Genomic DNA, 22,206 nt, shown 5'->3' on the forward strand with positions numbered 1-22,206 from the left:
GGCGGTCGGCCGGGGCCTTCGCCAGCAGCGTCGCCAGCAGCGCGGCCGGCCCCGGCGCCACCGGCAGCGCGGCCGGCGCCTCCTCGATGTGCCGCACCATGAGGGCGTACGGGCTCCCGGCCGAGCCGAAGGGCGGCTCCCCGCTCAGCAGCGCGTACAGCACGCACCCCAGCGCGTACAGGTCGCAGCGGGCGTCGACCCGCTCGCCCCGCCACTGCTCGGGCGCCATGTAGGCGGGGGTGCCGAACATCCGGCCCGTGACCGTCCAGCCCGCCGTGGCGTCCGAGGAGTGCGCGATGCCGAAATCGCAGATCTTGAGCCGGCCGCCGGGCAGCAGGAACAGGTTGCCGGGCTTGAGGTCCCGGTGCACCACGGCCTGCGCGTGCGCGGCGGACAGCGCCTCGGCCGTCTGCGCGGCCAGGTCCAGGGCCGTCGCCACGGGCAGCCCGCCCGGGGAGCGGGCCAGCACCGTGGCCAGGTCCTCGCCGGACAGCAGCTCCATCACGATGAAGAGCCGGCCGTCCTGCCGGCCCACGTCGTGCACGACGGTGATCCCCGGGTGCTGGAGCCGTGCCCCGATCGTCGCCTCGCGCCGGAACCGCGAGGCCACCTCGTCGCCCGTCGCCGCCTCCAGCAGCACCTTCACCGCGACGGACCGGTCCAGGCTCAGGTCGTGCCCGCGCCACACCTCGCCCATCCCGCCCCGACCGAGCCGCTCGTCCAGCCGGTACCGGCCGGCCAGTTCGTCCCCCACCCGCACCGCGCATGCCCCCTGACTCCACGTCAACGACGTTTCCCCAGGGGGCATTGTGTACCGCGAAGTGAACGGCAGGGGGTCGACCGGTCACGGCGCCCCTACGGTGCGCCGCGCCTGCGGATCCTGCTCCCCAGCCACACCAGCGGGTCGTACTTGCGGTCCGCGGCCCGCTCCTTCAGCGGGATGAGCGCGTTGTCGGTGATCCTGATGCCCTCCGGGCAGACCTCCGTGCAGCACTTGGTGATGTTGCAGTAGCCGAGCCCGTGCTCCTCCTGTGCCGCGCGCCCGCGGTCCAGACCGGCCTCGGCCGCCGCGTCCAGCGGGTGCATGTCGAGTTCGGCGACCCGCATCAGGAAGCGCGGACCGGCGAAGGCCCCCTTGTTCTCCTCGTGGTCGCGGACCACGTGACAGGTGTCCTGGCACAGGAAGCACTCGATGCACTTGCGGAACTCCTGCGAGCGTTCCACGTCCACCTGGTCCATCCGGTACGCGCCCGCCGGCACCCCCTCCGGCGGTACGAAGGCCGGCACCTCCCGAGCCTTCGCGTAGTTGAAGGACACGTCCGTGACGAGGTCCCGGACCACCGGGAACGCCCGCAGCGGGGTGATCGTGACCGTCTCGTCCCGGTCGAAGACCGACATCCGCGTCATGCACAGCAGCCGCGGTCGTCCGTTGACCTCGGCGCTGCACGAACCGCACTTGCCCGCCTTGCAGTTCCAGCGCACCGCCAGGTCCGGGGTCCGCGTCGCCTGGAGCCGGTGGACGATGTCCAGTACGACCTCGCCGTCGTTCACCTCGACGGTGAAGTCCTGGAGTTCGCCGCCCTCGGCGTCGCCGCGCCAGACCCGGAAGGCGGCATCGTAGGTAGTCACTCGTAGAGCTCCTCTTCGGCGAGGTACTTGACCAGCTCGTCCTTCTCGAACAGCGCGAGCAGGTCCGGGCGGATGGGTTCGGTCCGGGTGCGGACGAGCGCGATCCGGTCGGCCGCCGGGTCCGCCGGGTCCGCGGGGTCCGGCCCGGACTCCGCGGGAACGCACAACAGGTTCACCGCGCGCCAGTCCCGCTCCATCGCCGGGCAGTCCTCCCGGGTGTGCCCGCCCCGGCTCTCCGTGCGTTCCAGGGCCGCGCGGGCCACGCATTCGCTGACCAGCAGCATGTTGCGCAGGTCCAGCGCCAGGTGCCAGCCCGGGTTGAACTGCCGGTGCCCCTCGACCCCGGCGCGCGCGGCCCGTACGCGCAGCCCCGCGAGCTTCTCCAGCGCCTCGGCCATCTCGCCTTCCCGGCGGATGATGCCGACCAGGTCGTTCATCGTCGTCTGGAGCTCCTGGTGGAGCGTGTACGGGTTCTCCGCGCCCTCGGCGGCGTGGAAGGGGGCCAGCGCCTCCGCCGCCGCCGCGTCGACCTGCTCCTGCGAGGCGGCCGGACGCACGGCCCCGGCCGCGGCGGCGTGCTCCGCCGCGTGCAGCCCGGCCCGCCGGCCGAACACCAGCAGGTCGGAGAGCGAGTTGCCGCCCAGCCGGTTCGAGCCGTGCATGCCGCCCGCGACCTCGCCGGCCGCGAACAGCCCGGGCACGCCCACGGTCGCAGCGGTGTCGGAGTCGACCGCGATGCCGCCCATCACGTAATGGCAGGTCGGGCCGACCTCCATCGCCTCGGCGGTGATGTCCACGTCCGCCAGCTCCTTGAACTGGTGGTACATGGAGGGCAGCCGCCGCCGGATCCGCTCCGCCGGCATCCGGGTCGACACGTCGAGGTACACCCCGCCGTGCGGGGAGCCGCGGCCCGCCTTGACCTCGGAGTTGATCGCCCGGGCCACCTCGTCGCGGGGGAGCAGTTCGGGCGGACGCCGGTTGTGGTCCGGGTCCTCGTACCAGCGGTCGCCCTCCTCCTCCGACTCGGCGTACTTCTCCTTGAAGACGTCCGGGACGTAGTCGAACATGAAGCGCTTTCCCTCGCTGTTGCGCAGCACCCCGCCGTCGCCGCGCACCGATTCGGTGACGAGGATGCCCTTGACCGAGGGCGGCCAGACCATGCCGGTCGGGTGGAACTGCACGAACTCCATGTTCAGCAGGGGCGCGCCCGCGAGCAGCGCCAGGGCGTGCCCGTCCCCGGTGTACTCCCAGGAGTTGGAGGTCGTCTTGAAGGACTTGCCGATCCCGCCCGTGGCCAGGACCACCGCCGGGGCCTCCAGGACGAAGAAGCGGCCGGACTCGCGCTCGTAGCAGAAGGCCCCCGAGACGGCGTCCCCGTTCGGACCGCGATCCTTCAGGATCCGGGTGACGGTGCACTCCTGGAAGACCTTGAGCCGGGCCTCGTAGTCCCCGTGCTCCTTGAAGTCCTCCTGCTGGAGGGCGACGATCTTCTGCTGGAGGGTGCGGATCAACTCCAGGCCGGTGCGGTCGCCGACGTGCGCGAGGCGCGGGTACTCGTGCCCGCCGAAGTTGCGCTGGGAGATCCTCCCGTCGGGGGTGCGGTCGAACAGCGCCCCCCACGTCTCCAGTTCCCAGACCCGGTCCGGCGCCTCCTTGGCGTGCAGCTCGGCCATCCGCCACTGGTTGAGGAACTTCCCGCCGCGCATGGTGTCGCGGAAGTGGACCTGCCAGTTGTCGCCCTCGTTGACGTTGCCCATGGAGGCGGCGATGCCGCCCTCCGCCATCACCGTGTGGGCCTTGCCGAAGAGGGACTTGCAGATCACGGCCGTCCGCGCGCCCCGCTCCCGGGCCTCGATGGCGGCCCGCAGCCCGGCGCCGCCCGCGCCGACCACGACCACGTCCCATTGCTGCCGGTCGACTTGCGCCATGTCAGAAGATCCTCGGGTCGTCGAAGGTGCCGGTGGCCAGCAGGTACACGTAGAGGTCGCACACGGCCACGCTGATCAGCGAGGCCCACGCCAACTGCATGTGGCGGGCGTTGAGCCGGCTGATCCAGCCCCACAGGCGGTAGCGCACCGGGTGCTTCGAGAAGTGCTTCAGGCGGCCGCCCATGATGTGCCGGCAGGAGTGGCAGGACAGGGTGTACGCCCAGATCAGCACCGTGTTGACCAGGAAGATCAAGGTGCCCAGGCCCGCGTGGCCCCACTCGTAGTGCGCGTCGCGGAAGGTCAGCACGGTGTCGTAGGTGAGGATCCCGGCGACCGGGACGGCCGCGTAGAAGAAGTAACGGTGCGCGTTCTGCAGGATCAGCGGGAAGCGCGTCTCACCGGTGTACGAGGAGTGCGGCTCGGCGACGGCGCAGGCGGGCGGCGACGCCCAGAAGCCCCGGTAGTAGGCCTTGCGGTAGTAGTAGCAGGTCAGCCGGAAGCCGAGCGGGAAGACCAGGATCAGCAGGGCGGGGGACAGGCCCCACCAACTGCCGAGGAGGTCCAGGTTGGGGCCGCCGCGCATCCGCTCGCAGTTCTCCGCCAGACAGGGGGAGTAGAAGGGCGAGACGTACGGGGCCGCGTAGTAGTGGGCGTTGGCGAACGCCCGCCAGGTCGAGTACGCGATGAAGGCGAGCAGCCCGGCCGCCGTGCCGGCGGGCGACAGCCACCACCGGTCGGTCCGCAGGTGCCGGGCCGCGATGGCGGCCCGGGAGGGTCCGTGGACGCCGCCGGGCCGCTGCTGGGATGGTTCCGTGCCTGTGGCCAAGGAGAACTCCGGGTGGAGTGTCGAGGGGTGGCCCAGGAGACCCGGCGCCGCGGGCGCCGGGCCAGATGGGGTGGGTGCGGGCGGTCCGACGGCGCGTCAGGGGGCGCGGCGGTCGCGGGCCCCGAGGCCCTCGTCGTCGGAGTCCGTCCAGAGGGTGCTGTCGTACGGCGTGTCCGGGACGGTGATCATCGGGGCCCGGCCGGGCGGCTGCGGCGCGCCGCCCGGTGCCTGCCGGGCGATGTCCTGCTCCAGCCGCTCCACCGAGCGGACCAGCTCGTCCAGGTTGCGTCGTACGGCGGTCAGATCGTCTTGCAGGGACATGACGTGCCCTCACTTCCGCGGGTGCGGTGACCGTGCTCATGGGCGCCTGCGAGTGTCACCCCTCCCGTCCCCGGTTGTGAAGAGACGTGCGGCGATTGCGGGCGCGCAGGCCGAAACGCGCGCCCCTCCCGCCCCCTCACCGTCCCCCGTGCGGGGGAACCGGTGCCCGCGCCGCAAGCCGGATTGGTCCGCCCGGGTGGGGTTCGCGGCGTGGCGCGGTCCGGCTCCGGGGAGGCCGGGGGGCTGTCTATTTCAGTGGTTTTCGACACCAGTGTGATCAGCTCCATATACCGCCGAACGTGATCTTGACCCCCACTTTTCGTGTCCCATCACGCCCCGCTCCGGAGGTACCACCCATGTCCCAGCGAACGCGCAGGTCCTTGGCGCTCCTGACCTCGGGAGTCCTCGCACTGCCGCTCCTCGCGGGCTGCGGCGCGGGCGACGACGAAGGCGGACGGGCCGCAGCGGGTCCGGACATCGCGGCGACGGCCCGCGACCGGGTCACGGACGGCGGCGTCCTGCGCTGGGCCGTGGACAGCCTGCCGGACACGCTGAACACGTTCCAGGCCGACGCCGACGCCACCACCTCCCGCATCGCCGGCGCGGTCCTGCCGCACCTCTTCGTCCTGGACGGCAAGGGCCGGCCCGCGGCCAATCCCGACTACCTGGAGAAGGCCGAGGTCGTCGAGCGCGAACCCAAGCAGGTCGTCCTGTACAAGCTGCACCAGCAGGCGGTCTGGAGCGACGGCCGCGAGATCGGGGCCGCGGACTTCGTGGCCCAGTGGCGGGCCCTGAACGGCAAGGACTCGGCGTACTGGACGGCCCGCAACGCGGGCTACGACCGGATCGAGAAGATCGAGAAGGGCAAGACCGACCTGGAGGTCAAGGTCACCTTCTCCAAGCCGTACACGGACTGGCGGTCGCTGTTCAGCCCGCTGTACCCGAAGCAGGTCACCGGTACCCCGGACGCCTTCAACGAGGGCGCCCGCGGCGCCCTCAAGGTCACCGCCGGACCCTTCACCCTCGGGGCCATCGACAAGAAGACCGGCACCGCCGCGCTGACCCGCAATCCGCGCTGGTGGGGCCACCCCGCGAAGCTCGACACCCTCGTCCTGACGGCGGTGCCCCGCGCGCAGCGGCCGGCCGCGCTGGCCGCCGGGAAGATCGACCTCGGTGAACTCGACCGGGCCGGCGCCGACCGGATCGCCCTCGCCCACCGAGACGCCGGGCGCGCGCACGGCGCGAACGGGGCGCACGGCCCCGGCGCGGCGCTGACACCGGCGCAGGCCACCCTGTCCTGGGCGCTGGCCCACGGCGCGGACGAGGGCAAGGCCAGGGAGGAGCAGGAGCTGCGGCAGAAGAACGCCGACGCCGTCAAGAAGTACGCCGACGAGCAGGCCGCCCTGCGCACCTTCGCCGTCCGCAAGTCGCTGGAGCCGGCCTACACCCAGCTGGCCATGAACGGCGCCTCCGGGCCGCTGGCCGACGAACGGGTGCGGCGCGCCGTCGCCCGCGCCCTGGACCGCAAGGCGCTGGCCGAGATCGTGCTCAAGCCGCTCGGACTGCCCGCCGAACCCGTCGGCAGCCACCTGGCACTCGCCGGACAGCAGGCGTACGCCGACAACAGCGAGGCCCTCGGAGGCCGGGACCCGAAGGCCTCCCAGGCCCTCCTCGCCGACGCCGGGTGGCGCCGGGGCGGCAGGCTGACCGACCCCGGCACCAAGGCGGGCCCGGAGAGCGCCGGGCAGGACGACTCGAAGACCCCCTCGGCCGCGGCCGGCCCGGGCACGGGCAACGACGGCCTCTACATCGTGGGCCAGGAGGACGGCCGCAACGGCGACCTGCGCTCGGCCACGGCCCAGCTGACCGCCCGCACCAGAGCCCTCCCCGGCCGTCCGGCCGCCGCTCCGGGCGACCACGAGGGCGAGCGCGGGCACGACGCCATGCCGCCGCTCCCGGACGGCTCCGCGTACGGCCTCGACGGGGAGATCGTCGACGCCGACGCCTTCGCCCCGGGCGGACCCGGAGCCCCGGAGGACCGGGCCGCCGCCCTGGCGCCGGCCTCCCTCGCCGCCCAGCAGGAGAACGCCCTGCTGGCGCAGGCCGAGGCCGTCGACGACGGCAAGCGCGCCGAAGCCGAGGCCGCGGCGGACGAGGGCGACGCCAAGGAGCCCGCCGAGGCCAGCCCGGCCCCCGCACCCGTCAAGCAGACGTCCCGCACCTCGGGCAGCATGCTCGCCAAGGACGGCAAGCAGCTGACCCTGCGCTTCGTGCTACCCGCCGGCCCGGGCTCGGAGGCCCTGCGCTCGGTCGGCGAGCGGATCGCCGGGATGCTCAAGGAGATCGGCGTCGGCACCGAGATCACCAAGGTCGCGGACGAGAGCTTCTTCAAGGACCACATCGCCTCGGGCCAGTACGACCTGGCCCTCTACTCCTGGCCGGCGACGGCCTACCCGGCCACCGACGCCCGGCCCATCTTCGCCAAGCCGGAGCCGGCCGCCGACGGCTCGCTGCTCGTCGAACAGAACTACACCCGCGTCGGCACGGACCACATCGACCAGCTCTTCGACGAGGCCCTCGGCGAGCTCGACGAGAAGGAGGCCCGCGAGCTGATGCGCAAGGCGGACGCCCGGATCTGGGCCGCCGCCGGATCCGTCCCGCTCTACCAGCGCCCCGAGCTGGTGGCGGCCAAGCCCGGCCTCGTCAACGCCGGCGCCTTCGGCCTCGGAGCGCCCCGCTTCCAGGACATCGGGTGGAAGAAGGCCGTCCAGGCGAAGGACAAGAAGAAGTAGTGGGGGACGGCGGGCGTACCGCCGGAGGAGAAGTGGTGACAAACGGGTGCGGTACCGGGTAACCGGCGATTCGCAAGCTCAGAAGTGACTCAAGTCCCTTGCCCGCCGGAGACCCGGCGGGCAAGGTCGTGCATACCCGTTGACCCGCATGAACACAGGCTCCACCGACGGCCGGGACTCCCCACCCCACACCCGGCCGTCCTCGCTCGTCCGGCCTCTTGACAGACCCCCCGGCAGGCGGTTCCCGCCATCCGACGTACGATGGGGTAAGGCCGTGGCAGGTTTTCGCCCGGTCGAGGCGCGCGTGCCAGGCCGTACGCGACGCCATCCACGATCCCGGGAGAAGCGCCGAAGTGCCCACGCGCCACGACATCCGTAACGTCGCCATCGTCGCCCACGTCGACCATGGCAAGACGACCATCGTCGATGCCATGCTCAAGCAGGCCGGTGCCTTCGCCGCCCACCAGCACCTCGACGACCGCATGATGGACTCGAACGACCTGGAGCGTGAGAAGGGCATCACGATCCTCGCCAAGAACACGGCGGTGAAGTACCACCCCAAGTCCGGCGGGGCGCCCATCACGATCAACATCATCGACACCCCCGGCCACGCCGACTTCGGTGGTGAGGTCGAGCGCGGTCTGTCCATGGTGGACGCGGTCGTCCTGCTGGTGGACGCCTCGGAGGGTCCGCTGCCCCAGACCCGCTTCGTGCTGCGCAAGGCGCTGCAGGCGAAGATGCCGGTCATCCTGTGCATCAACAAGACCGACCGCCCGGACTCCCGGATCGACGAGGTCGTCAACGAGACCTACGACCTGTTCCTGGACCTGGACGCGGACGAGGACCAGATCGAGTTCCCGATCGTCTACGCCTGTGGCCGTGACGGCGTCGCGTCGCTGACCAAGCCGGAGGACGGCACCGTCCCCGCGGACAGCGACAGCCTGGAGCCGTTCTTCTCCACCATCCTGGAGCACGTCCCCGCCCCGGTGTACGACGAGGAGGCCCCGCTCCAGGCCCACGTCACCAACCTGGACGCCGACAACTTCCTGGGCCGCATCGCCCTGGTGCGCGTCGAGCAGGGTGAGCTCCGCAAGGGTCAGACCGTCGCGTGGATCAAGCGTGACGGCACGATCTCGAACGTCCGCATCACCGAGCTGATGATGACCGAGGCGCTCACCCGCAAGCCGGCCGAGGTGGCGGGCCCGGGTGACATCTGCGCGGTCGCCGGTTTCCCCGACATCATGATCGGCGAGACCCTCGCCGACCCGGAGAACCCGATCGCGCTTCCGCTGATCTCGGTCGACGAGCCGGCGATCTCCATGACCATCGGTACGAACACCTCCCCGATGGTCGGCCGCGGCGGCAGCGGCAAGGGCGCGGACGCCAAGTCCGCGGTCAAGGACCGCAAGGTCACCGCCCGCCAGGTCAAGGACCGTCTGGACCGCGAGCTGGTCGGTAACGTCTCGCTCCGCGTCCTCGACACCGAGCGTCCCGACGCCTGGGAGGTCCAGGGCCGCGGTGAGCTCGCGCTCGCCATCCTGGTCGAGCAGATGCGCCGCGAGGGCTTCGAGCTGACCATCGGCAAGCCGCAGGTGGTCACGCAGGAGGTCGACGGCAAGGTGCACGAGCCGGTCGAGCGCATGACGATCGACGTCCCCGAGGAGCACATGGGCGCGGTCACGCAGCTCATGGGCGTCCGCAAGGGCCGCATGGACAACATGTCGAACCACGGCTCCGGCTGGGTCCGCATGGAGTTCGTCGTCCCCTCGCGCGGCCTCATCGGCTTCCGTACCGAGTTCCTGACCGGTACGCGCGGCACCGGCATCGCCCACTCGATCCACGAGGGCCACGAGCCGTGGTTCGGCCCGCTGGTGACCCGTAACAACGGTTCGCTGGTCGCCGACCGCTCCGGTTCGGTCACGCCGTTCGCGATGATCAACCTGCAGGAGCGCGGTGTCCTGTTCACCGAGCCCGGCACCGAGGTGTACGAGGGCATGATCGTCGGCGAGAACTCGCGCTCCGACGACATGGACGTGAACATCACCAAGGAGAAGAAGCTCACCAACATGCGTGCGGCTTCGGCGGACAACACCGAGAACGTGGTGCCGCCGCGCAAGCTCTCCCTGGAGCAGTCCCTCGAGTTCTGCCGCGACGACGAGTGCGTCGAGGTGACCCCGGAGGCCGTCCGCATCCGCAAGGTCGTCCTGGACCAGAAGGACCGTTCGCGCACGGCTTCGCGCGCCAAGTCCGGCAAGTAGGGCGGACGCGTCCGACGGTCGGGGGCCACGTCCCCCGACCGGCGGGCGCGCAGGGCCGGTCAGTACCGGAACACCAGTAGGACCCCGGAGGAACCCGAGAGGGTTCCGAGGGAGCTGTCGTACCGTCATCGCGGTACCGCAGCGGGAGCGCGGCCATCCGATCGACTGTCGAAAAGTCGTCCGGCTGGAAACGGCCCCTCCCCCCGCCGAGCCGGCAGGGGGGAGGGGCCGTTCGCTTTTGTCAACCGGATTGTTGCGTTCTGGTGTCCGCATTCCGACCGTGACACTCCGGAAGGTGGGCTAACCGTCCGTTTCGCACGTGTCTGTCTCATATCCGTTTGTCCGGATATCGGGTTTTCGCCATGCGGTGATGTTGTGAAAACGAGACCACTTAAGTGTGGTTTACGGTCTGGGTGTCCCTGAGGATGGCTCCATTGAGCTCGGGTCAATGGGTCACACGCTGTGGGGAGCGTCGACTCACGAGCACACACGATGGGACCGGATTTCGCTGTCAGGGGTGTCAGCGGAGCCGGGTCCTTCACGAATCGACAGTGACTCCTGAGGAGGCAATTACCCATGCGCGGAGCAACGAGCGCCAAGTGGGTCGCGGGTGCCGTCATCGTGGCGATGGCTGCCACGGCTTGCAGCACCAGCAAGGACAACGCGGGCGGCGAGGGCGGCAACATCACCGTGCTGCTGGGCGAGCCGCAGCACGGTCTGGTGGGTCAGAACACCGCCGAGTCCGAGGGCGCCGAGGTCCTCAACGCGCTCTTCACCGGTCTGGTCGACTACGACAACAAGACCAACGAGCCGAAGCTCGCGGTCGCGGAGTCCATCGACACCACGGACTCGAAGACCTGGACCATCAAGATCAAGGACGGCTACACCTTCCACAACGGCGAGAAGGTCGACGCCCAGTCGTTCGTCCGCGCCTGGAACTGGGGTGCCAACCAGGACAACGCGGCCGAGGGCCTGCCGTTCTTCTCGAAGATCGAGGGCTCCGACGAGCTCGCGCCGGGCAAGGACAAGAAGCCCACCTCCAAGGAGCTCAAGGGCCTGAAGGTCGTTGACGAGAAGACCTTCACCGTCACGCTGAAGGAAGCCTTCTCCCAGTTCAAGACGATGCTGGGCTACAACGCCTTCTACCCGCTGCCGAAGGCGTTCGAGGCCGACCCGAAGAAGTTCGGCGAGGCCCCGATCGGCAACGGCGCCTTCCAGATGGACGGCGCCTGGGAGCACAACAAGCAGATCAAGGTCAAGCGGTACGACAAGTACCCGTCCGAGGGTCGCGCCAAGCTGTCCGGCGTCACCTTCAAGATCTACGACAACCTGGACACGGCGTACAACGACCTGCGCGCCGACAACCTCCAGATCGTCGACAAGCTCCCGATCTCCGCGATGGCCAACGTCTCGCAGGAGTTCGGCGACCGCTACCTGTACAAGCCCGAGTCGGGCGTCGGCTACCTCGGTCTCCCGCTGGAGCAGAACCCCGAGACGTACGGCAAGGTGGAGATCCGTCAGGCCATCTCCATGGCCATCGACCGGGACGCCATCACGAAGACCATCTTCAACGGCACCCGCAAGCCGGCCGACGACTTCATCAGCCCGATCATCCCGGGCTACCGCAAGGGCGCCCTGGGCGAGGTCGGGACGTACAACCCGACCAAGGCGAAGGAGATCTTCACCAAGGCCGGCGGGGTCCCCGGCAACAAGATGGAGCTCGGCTACAACGCCGACGGCGGCCACAAGGAGTGGATCGAGGCCGTCGCGAACCAGCTGAAGGCCAACCTCGGCGTGGACGTCACCACCAAGCCGTACGCCAAGTTCGGTGAGCTGCTGGACGACCTCGGTGCCTCGAAGTACAAGGGCGCCTTCCGCATGGCGTGGTCCATGGACTACCCGGCGGCGGAGAACTACCTCCGTCCGATCTTCTCGAAGGTCGCGATCGAGAACGGCTCCAACTACGGCCACTACAAGAACGACGAGTTCGAGGCCCTGATGGCGGAGGCCGACAAGGCCACCGACCCGGCCGAGGGCCTGAAGCTGTACCAGAAGGCCGATGACATCATCATCCGCGACCTTCCGTACATCCCGGTCTTCACGTACATGTCTTCTGCGGCCTACTCCAAGTCCGTGAAGAACGTTCAGGTCGACGCCCAGGGCCGCATGGACCTGGCGAACGTCGAACTCAACTAACACCCCTCTTCACTTAGGGGAACCCGGGGGCGGGCAGGCGGAGGCAGGTCTCCGCCTGCCTGCCCTTTCCCCCTGTTCTTGCTGGAGGTCTGATGGGCCGCTACCTCATCCGCCGACTCATACAGGCGATCCCTGTCCTGATCGGTGCCACGTTCCTCATCTACTGGCTCGCGTTCAAACTCCCCGGTGACCCCATCCAGGCACTCGCCGGAGAGAAGAAGGCGGACCCGATCGTCGCGGCGATGCTTCGCGAGAAGTACCACCTCGACGACTCGTTCCTGTCGCAGTACTGGAACTACATAACCAACCTGTTCCAGGGCAACTTCGGCGAGACCCTGACCGGACGCTCCGTCTGGGACAAGATCACCGAAGCCTTCCCGTACACGATGAACCTCGCGATCGTCGCGTTCGTCATCGAGGCCGCCGTCGGCGTCACCGCCGGCATCATGGCCGCCCTGCGCCGGGGCAAGTTCCTCGACCAGCTCGTCCTGCTCTCCACCCTGCTCGTCATCTCGGTCCCGGTCTTCGTGAGCGGGTTCGTCCTCCAGCTGACGCTGGGCGTCCAGCTCAAGAACAGCTGGGGCATCGACTTCTTCTCCGTCTCCTTCAACGAGAACGACGGCATCCGCGCCTACCTCCTCCCGGCGCTGGTACTCGCCTCGACCTCGCTCGCGTACGTGGCCCGACTGACCCGTACGTCGATGATGGAGACCATGCGCTCGGACTACGTGCGCACCGCGACCGCGAAGGGTCTGCCCCGTCGCCGCGTCGTCGTCAACCACGGTCTGCGCAACGCCCTCATCCCGATCGTCACCTTCCTCGGCGCCGACCTCGGAGCCCTGATGGGCGGCGCGGTCATCACCGAGAAGATCTTCAACATCCACGGGATCGGCGGCCTGTTGGCCGAGTCGGTGTACCGCAAGGAGGGCACCGTGATCGTGGGCGTCGTCTCGCTCCTGATCATCGTGTACCTCGTCGCCAACCTGATCGTGGACCTGCTCTACGCAGTGCTCGACCCGAGGATCCGCTATGCGTGACACAACTACGGTGGGGGATGAGTTGACCGACACCCAGACCGCCGAAGCTCCCTCCGCGAGCGGACCGGCCGCGGGCAAGCCCGGCCACGGCAAGCCGAAGAAGGAGCGCGAGGCCAGCCTCTGGTCCGACGCCGTCTCCGACCTCCGACGCAACCCGATCTTCCTGATCGGTGGCGCGCTCGTCCTCATCCTGCTCGTGCTCTCCGCGGTCCCGCAGTGGTTCACGCCCGGCAGCCCCTTCGAGGCCGGCGCGTGCAAGCTGCAGGACTCGCTCAAGAAGCCGAGCGCCGAGCACTGGTTCGGCTTCGACGTCCAGGGCTGCGACGTCTACACGCGCACCGTGTGGGCCGCCCGCAACTCGATCATCGTCGGCATCGTCACGACCACGCTGGTGGTCGTCGTCGGTGGCGCGCTGGGCCTCATCGCCGGCTGGATCGGTGGATTCGTCGACAGCATCCTGTCCCGCTTCACCGAGATCTTCTTCGCCATCCCGCTGCTCCTCGGCGGCATGCTGATCATGTCGGGTCTCGGCAAGGGCAACGCCTGGACGGTCTCCGTCGTGCTGGCCACCCTGGGTTGGCCGCAGATCTTCCGCATCATGCGTTCCTCGGTGCTGCAGAACAAGAACAACGACTACGTCGTCGCCGCCCGCGCACTGGGCGCCGGCACGATGCGCATCACGCTGCGGCACATCCTGCCCAACGCGATCGCGCCCGTCATCGTGGTCGGTGCGATCAGCCTCGGTGTGTACATCGGCGCGGAGTCCGCGCTGTCGTACCTCGGCATCGGCGTCCAGCCGCCCGGCATCTCCTGGGGCCTGATGGTCAGCGACGCCTCCGTCCGCTGGCTGCAGGCACCTCACGTGCTCCTCTTCCCGGCCATCGCGCTGAGCATCACCGTGCTCGCGTTCATCATGGTCGGCGACGCGGTGCGCGACGCCCTCGACCCGAAGCTGCGCTGAGGAAGGGCGTACGTTGACCATCATCGACAAGACCTCGAACGTCCCCGCGCCCCGATCGGCGCCGGAGGGCAACACCCCCCTGCTGGACGTGCGCGACCTGCACGTCGAGTTCCACACCCGCGACGGCGTGGCCAAGGCCGTCAACGGCGTCTCGTACTCGGTGAACGCCGGCGAGACCCTCGCCGTCCTCGGCGAGTCCGGCTCGGGCAAGTCCGTGACGGCGCAGGCCATCATGGGCATCCTCGACATGCCCCCCGGCAAGATCCCGCAGGGCGAGATCCTGTTCCAGGGCACCGACCTGCTCAAGCTGTCGACCGAGGAGTTCCGCAAGGTCCGCGGCTCGAAGATCGCCATGATCTTCCAGGACGCGCTGTCCTCGCTGAACCCCGTGCACACCGTCGGCGCCCAGCTCGGCGAGATGTTCCGGGTGCACCGCGGCATGTCCAAGAAGGACTCGACGGCCAAGGCCATCGAGCTCATGGACCGGGTGAAGATCCCCGCCGCCAAGGCGCGCGTGGGCGACTACCCGCACCAGTTCTCCGGCGGCATGCGCCAGCGCATCATGATCGCCATGGCGATGGCCCTGGAGCCGGACCTGATCATCGCCGACGAGCCGACCACGGCCCTCGACGTGACGGTCCAGGCCCAGGTCATGGACCTCCTCGCGGAACTCCAGCGCGAGATGAACATGGGCCTGATCCTGATCACCCACGACCTCGGCGTCGTCGCCGACGTCGCGGACAAGATCGCCGTCATGTACGGCGGTCGGATCGTCGAGAACGCCCCGGTCCACGAGATCTACAAGCGCCCCGCGCACCCGTACACCCGCGGCCTGCTCGACTCGATCCCGCGCCTGGACCAGAAGGGCCAGGAGCTCTACGCGATCAAGGGCCTGCCGCCCAACCTGCTCGCCATCCCCTCGGGCTGCGCCTTCAACCCGCGCTGCCCCAAGGCTCAGGACATCTGCCGCACGGACGTACCCGTGCTGCACCAGGTGACCGAGCAGGACGGCACCGAGCTGCCCGGCCGCGGCAGCGCGTGCCACTTCTGGAAGGAGCAGATCCATGGCTGACCTCACCAAGCCCAAGGGCGAGCCGATCCTTCAGGTGCGCAACCTGGTCAAGCACTTCCCGCTGACCCAGGGCATCCTGTTCAAGAAGCAGGTCGGCGCGGTCAAGGCCGTGGACGGCGTCTCCTTCGACCTCTACCAGGGCGAGACCCTCGGCATCGTCGGCGAGTCCGGCTGTGGCAAGTCCACCGTCGCCAAGCTGCTGATGAGCCTGGAGAAGGCCACCGCGGGCGAGGTCTTCTACAAGGGCCAGGACATCACCCGGCTGTCCGGCAAGGCCCTCAAGGCCGTCCGCCGCAACATCCAGATGGTGTTCCAGGACCCGTACACCTCGCTCAACCCGCGCATGACGGTCGGCGACATCATCGGCGAGCCCTACGAGATCCACCCCGAGGTGGCTCCCAAGGGCGACCGGCGCCGCAAGGTCCAGGAACTCCTGGACGTCGTGGGTCTGAACCCGGAGTACATCAACCGCTACCCGCACCAGTTCTCCGGCGGCCAGCGCCAGCGCATCGGCATCGCCCGCGGCCTCGCGCTCAACCCGGAGATCATCATCTGCGACGAGCCGGTCTCCGCGCTCGACGTGTCGGTGCAGGCGCAGGTCATCAACCTGATGGGCAAGCTGCAGGACGAGTTCAACCTGTCCTACGTGTTCATCGCGCACGACCTCTCGATCGTCCGGCACATCTCGGACCGCGTGGGCGTCATGTACCTGGGCAAGATGGCCGAGATCGGCTCCGACGCCGAGATCTACGAGCACCCCACCCACCCGTACACGCAGGCACTGCTCTCCGCCGTGCCCGTGCCGGACCCGGAGGCCCGTGAGGGCCGCGACCGGATCATCCTCACCGGCGACGTTCCCTCGCCGGCCAACCCGCCGTCGGGCTGCCGCTTCCGCACCCGCTGCTGGAAGGCCGAGGCGCGCTGCGCCGAGGAGGAGCCGCTGCTGGCGATCCCGACGCGCTTCACGGGCGTGGCCACCCCGGCCGCGCACGAGTCGGCGTGCCACTTCGCGGAGGAGCGGGCCGTCCTGCCCGTCTGATCCCCCGCCGCGGCCACGGCCGTACGACACCCAGGGCGCCCGGCACCGGAAACCTCCGGTCCGGGCGCCCCGGCGCGTCCGGGGCCCGGACGCGGGAGGCAAAGCCGGTTGCGGCGGGCCCCCGGCGGCGCCGAGAGTGGGCGGATGACCGACTTGCTGACCGTCCGTCCGGCGGGGCCCGGGGACGCGTCCGACATCTGCGCACTGCTCAACGCCGTCGACGTCATCGAGATCGGCAGACCCGAGACGGACCTGGGCACGGTCGAGGCCGATCTCAACCACCCCGACGTGGACCTGGCCGCCGACTCCTGGCTCGCCTTCCGCGGCGGCCGGCTCGTCGCCTACGCCCTGGTCTGGGCCGACTCCGGGCCGGGCCGCGTCGACGGCGACCACTACGTCCTGCCCGGCGAGGACGAGGCCGCCCTGCGACTGCTGACGCTGATGGAGGGCCGGGCGGCCGTCCTCGCGGCCGGATCACCGGGAGCCCGCCTGCGGATCCAGCTCAACGTGAGGCCCACCCTCGACCTCGGCCTGCTCGGGAAGCGCGGCTACCGCACGATCCGCCGCTACCAGGTGATGACCCGCGCCCTCGCCCCGGACACGGACCTGCCGCCCGCCCCACCGGCCGGGCTCACGCTGCGCGACTGCGCCGCCGACGAGGCGGACCGGCGCCGGGCCCACGCCCTCGTCGAGGAGACCTTCGCCGCGCACTTCGGACACGTGGACCGGGCGTACGAGCCCTGGCTGGACCACCTCGACGCCCGCCGACTCGACTGGTCGCTGGTGTGGATCGCCTCGCTGCCCGCCGAGGGCGACGTCGCCGTGCTCCTCACCCGGGACGACCGCACCAGCATGGGCTGGTTCAGCCACATCGGTGTCCGCGAGGGCCTCCGCGGCCGCGGCATCGGGGGCCACCTGCTGCGCCACGGCTTCGCCGCCTACGCGGCCCGCGGCCGCCGAACGGTGGGCCTGGGCGTCGACACCCACAACGAGACGGGCGCACTCGCGCTGTACGAGGCGCACGGCATGGCGCTGCACTACGCGGTCGACACCTGGGAGCTGCCCTTGCACCCGCAGGGGTGACAGCGGCGTGACGCGCGGGTGCAATCGGTCGAAGGGGAGTGTGGGGGGCCGTGCGGAGGGTGACAGTGGGCCCTAAGCGAGTCCGGGACCCATAGGAGGCACTCCATGCGCGGAGCCACCCACGTCAAGTGGGCCGCATGCGCCGCGGCCGTCGCCCTCACGGTGACGGCCTGCGGCGGTGGCAGCGACGGCGGGGACGCGGGCGGCGGCGCGGGGATCGTCAGCTCCTCGTGGGGTGACCCGCAGAACCCGCTGGAGCCCGCCAACACCAACGAGGTGCAGGGCGGCAAGGTCCTCGACATGCTGTTCCGCGGCCTCAAGCGGTACGACGCGAAGACCGGCGAGGCCAAGGACATGCTCGCCGAGAAGATCGAGACCACCGACAGCCAGAACTTCACGATCACGCTGAAGGACGGCTGGAAGTTCAGCAACGACGAGCCGGTCACCGCGCAGTCCTTCGTGGACGCCTGGAACTACGGGGCCGACGTCCGCAACAAGCAGAACAACTCGCCGTTCTTCTCCGACATCGTCGGCTACGACGACGTGCACCCGGCCTCCGGCGAGCCGAAGACGAAGACCATGTCCGGGCTGGTCGTCAAGGACCCCAGGACGTTCACCGTCGCCCTCAAGGAGAAGTTCTCCACCTGGCCCGAGACCCTCGGTTACCAGGCCTTCTCCCCGCTGCCGAAGTCCTTCTTCACCGACCACACAGGCTGGCTCGCCAAGCCCGTCGGCAACGGCCCGTACACGGTGGACTCGTACACCAAGGGCACCGGCATGAAGCTGCGCGCCTGGGAGGCATACCCGGGCGCGGACAAGGCGCAGAACAGCGGCGTCGACCTCAAGGTGTACACCGACAACAACACGGCCTACACCGACCTGATCTCCGGCAACCTCGACCTGGTCGACGACGTCCCGGCGCAGCAGCTGAAGAACGTCAAGAACGACCTCGGTGACCGGTACATCAACCAGCCGGCGCTGATCATCCAGACCCTCACCTTCCCGCTGTACGACCCGCAGTGGGGCAAGGAGGGCATGGAGAAGGTCCGCCGCGGCATCTCCATGGCGATCAACCGCGACGAGATCACCAAGCAGATCTTCCGCGAGACCCGCACCCCGGCCAAGGACTGGACCTCCCCGGCGCTCGGCGAGGCGGGCGGGTTCTCCGAGACCGCCTGCGGGGACGGCTGCGTCTACGACCCGGTCGAGGCCAAGAAGCTCATCCAGGAGGGCGGCGGACTCCCCGGCGGCAAGGTCACGCTGACCTCCAACGTGGACACCGGCTCGCACCGCGACTGGATGGACGCCGTCTGCAACAGCATCAACAACGCGCTCGGCGAGGGCCCCGTCTGCACGGTCAACCCGGTCGGCACCTTCGCGGACTTCCGCAACCAGCAGAGCTCCTTCAAGCTCACCGGGCCCTTCCGCTCCGGCTGGCAGGCCGACTACCCGCTGATCCAGAACTTCCTGGAGCCGCTCTACTACACCGACGCCTCCTCCAACTACGGGAAGTTCAGCAACCCGGACTTCGACAAGCTCATCGACGACGCCAACAAGGAGAACGACGCCACGAAGGCGACCGCGATCTTCCGCGACGCGGAGAAGATCCTCGCCGCGCAGATGCCGTCCATCCCGCTCTGGTACCAGAACGGCAGCGCGGGCTACTCCGAGCGGCTCTCCGACGTGGCCCTGAACCAGTTCAGCGTCCCCGTGTACGACCAGATCAAGGTCGCCTGACCGCCTCCGACGGATCGAACCGGGCCTCCCACCGCCCCCGGGGCGGGGGAGGCCCGCCGCGCCCACCGACAGCATGGAGCACTCCATGGGACGTTATGTGATCCGGCGGCTGCTCCAGATGATCCCCGTGTTCATCGGCAGCACCTTCCTGATCTTCTTCATGGTGTACGCGCTCGGCGATCCGGTGGCCGCGCTCTTCGGCGACAAGGCACCGGACCCCGCCACCGCGGCCCGCATCCGCAAGGACCTGTACCTCGACCAACCCCTGTGGAAGCAATACCTCCACTACATGGGCCAGATCTTCCAGGGCGACTTCGGCACCGCCTTCAACGGGCAGCCCGTCACCGAACTCATGGCGAGCGCCTTCCCCGTCACCCTGCGCCTGACCATCGTCGCGATCGTCATCGAGGTCTTCGTCGGCATCACCCTCGGCGTCGTCAGCGGCCTGCGCCGCGGCAGGGCCACCGACACCAGCGTCCTGGTGCTCACCCTCGTCGTCATCTCGGTGCCCACCTTCGTGACGGGCTACCTGCTCCAGTACCTCTTCGGCGTCAAATGGGGCTGGGTACGGCCCACGGTCTCCCCGGAGGCGCCCTTCAGCGAGCTGATCCTGCCCGGCATCGTCCTCGCCCTCGTCTCCCTCGCGTACGTCACCCGCCTCTCGCGCACCTCCATCGCCGAGAACGTCAAGGCCGACTACGTCCGCACCGCCGTCGCCAAGGGGCTGCCGCGCCGCCGGGTCATCACCCGCCACCTGCTGCGCAACTCCCTGATCCCGGTCGTCACCTTCATCGGCACCGACATCGGCGCCCTCATGGGCGGTGCCATCGTCACCGAGCGGATCTTCAACATCCACGGCGTCGGCTACCAGCTCTACCAGGGCATCCTGCGCAACAACTCACCGACCGTGGTCGGCTTCGTGACCATCCTCGTGATCGTCTTCCTGCTGGCGAACCTGCTCGTCGACCTGCTCTACGCGGTCCTGGACCCGAGGATCCGTTATGCCTGAGCCCGAGCACCCGCAGCATCCCGACAACCCCGGCGGGTACGACCCCGTCGGCCCCCGAGGGGAAGAGGCCATGTCACCCACCGGCCAGGGCGGCGCCATGGACCTCGCGCTGGAGGAGGCCGAGAGCGTCGAGGGGATGGGGAAGACCGGCGGCCCCGGCGGTTCCGGCGAGAAGGCCCGCTCACTGTGGTCGGACGCCTGGCACCAACTGCGCCGCAACCCCGTCTTCATCGTCTCCTCGCTGCTGATCCTCTTCCTCATCGTCATCTCGATCTGGCCGCAGCTCATCGCGAGCGGCGACCCGCTGCAGTGCGACCTGTCCAAGTCCCAGGAGGGCTCCTCCCCGGGCCACCCCTTCGGATACGACACCCAGGGCTGCGACGTCTACACGCGGACCGTCTACGGCGCCCGCGCCTCCATCACCGTCGGCATCTGCGCGACCGTCGGAGCCGCCCTGCTCGGCTCCGTGCTCGGCGGGCTCGCCGGCTTCTTCGGGGGCTGGGGGGACTCGCTGCTCTCCCGGGTCGCCGACATCTTCTTCGGCATCCCCGTCGTCCTCGGCGGCCTCGTGTTCCTGTCCGTCGTCACCAGCACCACCGTGTGGCCCGTCGTCGGGTTCATCGTGCTGCTCGGCTGGCCTCAGATCGCCCGCATCGCGCGCGGCTCGGTCATCACCGCCAAGCAGAACGACTACGTCCAGGCCGCCCGCGCCCTCGGCGCCGGCAACGGCCGGATGCTGCTGCGGCACGTCGCCCCCAACGCCGTCGCGCCCGTCATCGTCGTCGCCACCATCGCGCTGGGCACCTACATCGCGCTCGAAGCCACCCTGTCGTTCCTCGGCGTCGGCCTGCGCCCGCCGACGGTCTCCTGGGGCATCGACATCTCCAACGCCGCCCCGCAGATCCGCAACGCCCCGCACATGCTGCTCTATCCCGCGGGCGCGCTCAGCATCACCGTGCTCGCCTTCATCATGCTCGGCGACGCGGTGCGCGACGCCCTCGACCCCAAGCTGCGCTGAGGAGTGAGCCGTCAGATGCTGCTCGAAGTCCGCGACCTGCACGTGGAGTTCAAGACCCGCGACGGCGTCGCGAAGGCCGTCAACGGCGTGAACTACTCGGTCGACGAGGGCGAGACCCTCGCAGTGCTCGGCGAGTCCGGCTCCGGCAAGTCCGTCACCGCCCAGGCCGTCATGGGCATCCTCGACACCCCGCCCGGCCGGATCGCGGGCGGCGAGATCCTCTTCCAGGGCAAGGACCTGCTGAAGATGAAGGAGGAGGAACGGCGCAGGATCCGCGGCGCGAAGATGGCCATGATCTTCCAGGACGCCCTGTCCTCCCTCAACCCCGTGGTCAGCGTGGGCGCCCAGCTCGGCGAGATGTACGAGGTCCACCGCGGGATGTCCCGCAGGGACTCCCGCGCCAAGGCCGTCGAGCTGATGGACCGGGTGAAGATCCCGGCCGCGAAGGAACGGGTGGGGGACTACCCGCACCAGTTCTCCGGCGGCATGCGCCAGCGCATCATGATCGCCATGGCGATGGCCCTGGAACCCTCCCTCATCATCGCCGACGAGCCGACCACGGCCCTGGACGTCACCGTGCAGGCGCAGGTCATGGACCTGCTCGCCGAGCTCCAGCGCGAACTCAACATGGGCCTGATCCTGATCACCCACGACCTCGGGGTCGTCGCCGACGTCGCCGACAAGATCGCCGTCATGTACGCGGGTCGGATCGTCGAGGCCGCCCCCGTCCACGCGATCTACGGCGCCCCCGCCCATCCGTACACCCGCGGCCTGCTCGACTCGATCCCGCGCCTGGACCAGAAGGGCCAGGAGCTCTACGCGATCAAGGGATTGCCGCCCAACCTGCTCGCCATCCCGCCCGGCTGCGCCTTCAACCCGCGCTGCCCGATGGCCCGGCCGGTCTGCCGCACCGAGGTGCCGCCGCTGGCCGAGGTGGGTCCGGACCGGACGAGCGCGTGCTTCTTCTGGAAGGAGTGCCTCGGTGCCTGAAGCCATCCTGGAGGTCCGCGATCTCGTCAAGCACTACCCGCTGACCCAGGGCATCCTCTTCAGGAAGCGGGTCGGCGCGGTCAAGGCCGTCGACGGGGTCTCCTTCGCCCTCGCCCGGGGCGAAACGCTCGGCATCGTCGGCGAGTCGGGCTGCGGCAAGTCCACCGTCGCGAAGATGCTGGTCAACCTGGAGCGCCCGACCGCGGGATCGATCTCGTACAAGGGCGAGGACCTCACCCGGCTGTCCGGCAAGGCCCTCAAGGCCGTCCGCCGCAACATCCAGATGGTGTTCCAGGACCCGTACACCTCG

The 22,206-nt window shown here is 69.6% G+C and carries 18 protein-coding genes; 13 read left to right on the forward strand and 5 right to left on the reverse strand.

Annotated elements, in window-relative coordinates:
* From NOD94_RS31115 to NOD94_RS31135, 5 genes are all read right to left on the reverse strand, one after another.
* The coding region (locus NOD94_RS31115) for a serine/threonine-protein kinase (RefSeq protein WP_281209506.1) at positions 1 to 787 on the reverse strand (787 nt) is incomplete at its 3' end.
* A 68-nt stretch (positions 788 to 855) separates the two neighbouring features.
* Positions 856 to 1,629, reverse strand: a complete 774-nt coding sequence (locus NOD94_RS31120) for a succinate dehydrogenase/fumarate reductase iron-sulfur subunit (RefSeq protein WP_281209507.1) — start codon at positions 1,627 to 1,629, stop codon at positions 856 to 858.
* On the reverse strand, positions 1,626 to 3,557 hold the full coding sequence (locus tag NOD94_RS31125; RefSeq protein WP_281209508.1) for a fumarate reductase/succinate dehydrogenase flavoprotein subunit: 1,932 nt from the start codon (positions 3,555 to 3,557) through the stop codon (positions 1,626 to 1,628). Before NOD94_RS31125 ends, NOD94_RS31120 begins: the two co-directional genes overlap by 4 nt.
* A 1-nt stretch (position 3,558) precedes the next feature.
* Entirely contained in the window at positions 3,559 to 4,383 is an 825-nt protein-coding gene (locus tag NOD94_RS31130; RefSeq protein WP_281209509.1) for a hypothetical protein, read from the reverse strand.
* Positions 4,384 to 4,479: 96 nt separating this feature from the next.
* Positions 4,480 to 4,704 (reverse strand): hypothetical protein, encoded by a 225-nt coding sequence (locus NOD94_RS31135; protein ID WP_281209510.1) that lies wholly within the window; start codon positions 4,702 to 4,704, stop codon positions 4,480 to 4,482.
* 356 nt (positions 4,705 to 5,060) lie between these two features.
* Here NOD94_RS31135 and NOD94_RS31140 point away from each other — a divergent pair, with 356 nt between their 5' ends.
* From NOD94_RS31140 to NOD94_RS31200, 13 genes are all read left to right on the forward strand, one after another.
* On the forward strand, positions 5,061 to 7,496 hold the full coding sequence (locus tag NOD94_RS31140; protein WP_281209511.1) for an ABC transporter family substrate-binding protein: 2,436 nt from the start codon (positions 5,061 to 5,063) through the stop codon (positions 7,494 to 7,496).
* A 353-nt stretch (positions 7,497 to 7,849) separates the two neighbouring features.
* On the forward strand, positions 7,850 to 9,754 hold the full coding sequence (typA, locus tag NOD94_RS31145; protein WP_281209512.1) for a translational GTPase TypA: 1,905 nt from the start codon (positions 7,850 to 7,852) through the stop codon (positions 9,752 to 9,754).
* A 576-nt stretch (positions 9,755 to 10,330) separates the two neighbouring features.
* The gene (locus NOD94_RS31150; RefSeq protein WP_281209513.1) at positions 10,331 to 11,950 is read left to right on the forward strand and encodes an ABC transporter substrate-binding protein; all 1,620 of its coding nucleotides are present in this window, start codon (positions 10,331 to 10,333) and stop codon (positions 11,948 to 11,950) included.
* A gap of 92 nt (positions 11,951 to 12,042) precedes the next feature.
* Positions 12,043 to 12,987 carry an ABC transporter permease gene (locus NOD94_RS31155; protein WP_281209514.1) on the forward strand — a complete coding sequence of 315 codons (945 nt, stop codon included), beginning with the start codon at positions 12,043 to 12,045 and terminating at the stop codon, positions 12,985 to 12,987.
* Positions 12,980 to 13,948 (forward strand): ABC transporter permease, encoded by a 969-nt coding sequence (locus tag NOD94_RS31160; RefSeq protein WP_281209515.1) that lies wholly within the window; start codon positions 12,980 to 12,982, stop codon positions 13,946 to 13,948. Before NOD94_RS31155 ends, NOD94_RS31160 begins: the two co-directional genes overlap by 8 nt.
* Positions 13,949 to 13,961: 13 nt before the next feature.
* Complete coding sequence (locus NOD94_RS31165; protein WP_281209516.1) at positions 13,962 to 15,020, forward strand: ABC transporter ATP-binding protein; 1,059 nt, start codon at positions 13,962 to 13,964, stop codon at positions 15,018 to 15,020.
* Positions 15,013 to 16,059 (forward strand): dipeptide ABC transporter ATP-binding protein, encoded by a 1,047-nt coding sequence (locus NOD94_RS31170; protein ID WP_281209518.1) that lies wholly within the window; start codon positions 15,013 to 15,015, stop codon positions 16,057 to 16,059. The genes NOD94_RS31165 and NOD94_RS31170 overlap by 8 nt, the downstream gene beginning before the upstream one ends.
* Before the next feature lie 144 nt (positions 16,060 to 16,203).
* Complete coding sequence (locus NOD94_RS31175) at positions 16,204 to 17,142, forward strand: GNAT family N-acetyltransferase (RefSeq protein WP_281209519.1); 939 nt, start codon at positions 16,204 to 16,206, stop codon at positions 17,140 to 17,142.
* 105 nt (positions 17,143 to 17,247) lie between these two features.
* Entirely contained in the window at positions 17,248 to 18,879 is a 1,632-nt protein-coding gene (locus NOD94_RS31180) for an ABC transporter substrate-binding protein (protein ID WP_281209520.1), read from the forward strand.
* A gap of 85 nt (positions 18,880 to 18,964) precedes the next feature.
* Positions 18,965 to 19,888 carry an ABC transporter permease gene (locus NOD94_RS31185; protein ID WP_281209521.1) on the forward strand — a complete coding sequence of 308 codons (924 nt, stop codon included), beginning with the start codon at positions 18,965 to 18,967 and terminating at the stop codon, positions 19,886 to 19,888.
* Positions 19,889 to 19,958: 70 nt separating this feature from the next.
* Positions 19,959 to 20,906: an ABC transporter permease gene (locus tag NOD94_RS31190; protein ID WP_281209524.1), complete on the forward strand. Its 948-nt coding sequence runs from the start codon at positions 19,959 to 19,961 to the stop codon at positions 20,904 to 20,906.
* Positions 20,907 to 20,921: 15 nt separating this feature from the next.
* Positions 20,922 to 21,896, forward strand: a complete 975-nt coding sequence (locus tag NOD94_RS31195) for an ABC transporter ATP-binding protein (RefSeq protein ID WP_281209522.1) — start codon at positions 20,922 to 20,924, stop codon at positions 21,894 to 21,896.
* Positions 21,889 to 22,206: ATP-binding cassette domain-containing protein (locus tag NOD94_RS31200; protein ID WP_281209523.1), on the forward strand; the 318-nt coding region annotated here is incomplete at its 3' end. The genes NOD94_RS31195 and NOD94_RS31200, both read left to right, overlap by 8 nt.

It is taken from the genome of Streptomyces sp. Isolate_45, assembly GCF_024721315.2.
Taxonomy (GTDB): domain Bacteria; phylum Actinomycetota; class Actinomycetes; order Streptomycetales; family Streptomycetaceae; genus Streptomyces.

What these genes read in the sequence shown, in the direction of transcription:
- NOD94_RS31140 (WP_281209511.1), top strand. Translation starts at nt 5,061, where the DNA reads ATGTCCCAGCGAACGCGCAGGTCCTTGGCGCTCCTGACCTCGGGAGTC.
- NOD94_RS31190 (WP_281209524.1), top strand. Translation starts at nt 19,959, where the DNA reads ATGTCACCCACCGGCCAGGGCGGCGCCATGGACCTCGCGCTGGAGGAG.
- NOD94_RS31135 (WP_281209510.1), bottom strand. Translation starts at nt 4,704, where the DNA reads ATGTCCCTGCAAGACGATCTGACCGCCGTACGACGCAACCTGGACGAG.
- NOD94_RS31155 (WP_281209514.1), top strand. Translation starts at nt 12,043, where the DNA reads ATGGGCCGCTACCTCATCCGCCGACTCATACAGGCGATCCCTGTCCTG.
- NOD94_RS31170 (WP_281209518.1), top strand. Translation starts at nt 15,013, where the DNA reads ATGGCTGACCTCACCAAGCCCAAGGGCGAGCCGATCCTTCAGGTGCGC.
- NOD94_RS31175 (WP_281209519.1), top strand. Translation starts at nt 16,204, where the DNA reads ATGACCGACTTGCTGACCGTCCGTCCGGCGGGGCCCGGGGACGCGTCC.
- NOD94_RS31125 (WP_281209508.1), bottom strand. Translation starts at nt 3,557, where the DNA reads ATGGCGCAAGTCGACCGGCAGCAATGGGACGTGGTCGTGGTCGGCGCG.
- NOD94_RS31185 (WP_281209521.1), top strand. Translation starts at nt 18,965, where the DNA reads ATGGGACGTTATGTGATCCGGCGGCTGCTCCAGATGATCCCCGTGTTC.
- NOD94_RS31195 (WP_281209522.1), top strand. Translation starts at nt 20,922, where the DNA reads ATGCTGCTCGAAGTCCGCGACCTGCACGTGGAGTTCAAGACCCGCGAC.
- NOD94_RS31150 (WP_281209513.1), top strand. Translation starts at nt 10,331, where the DNA reads ATGCGCGGAGCAACGAGCGCCAAGTGGGTCGCGGGTGCCGTCATCGTG.
- NOD94_RS31180 (WP_281209520.1), top strand. Translation starts at nt 17,248, where the DNA reads ATGCGCGGAGCCACCCACGTCAAGTGGGCCGCATGCGCCGCGGCCGTC.
- NOD94_RS31160 (WP_281209515.1), top strand. Translation starts at nt 12,980, where the DNA reads ATGCGTGACACAACTACGGTGGGGGATGAGTTGACCGACACCCAGACC.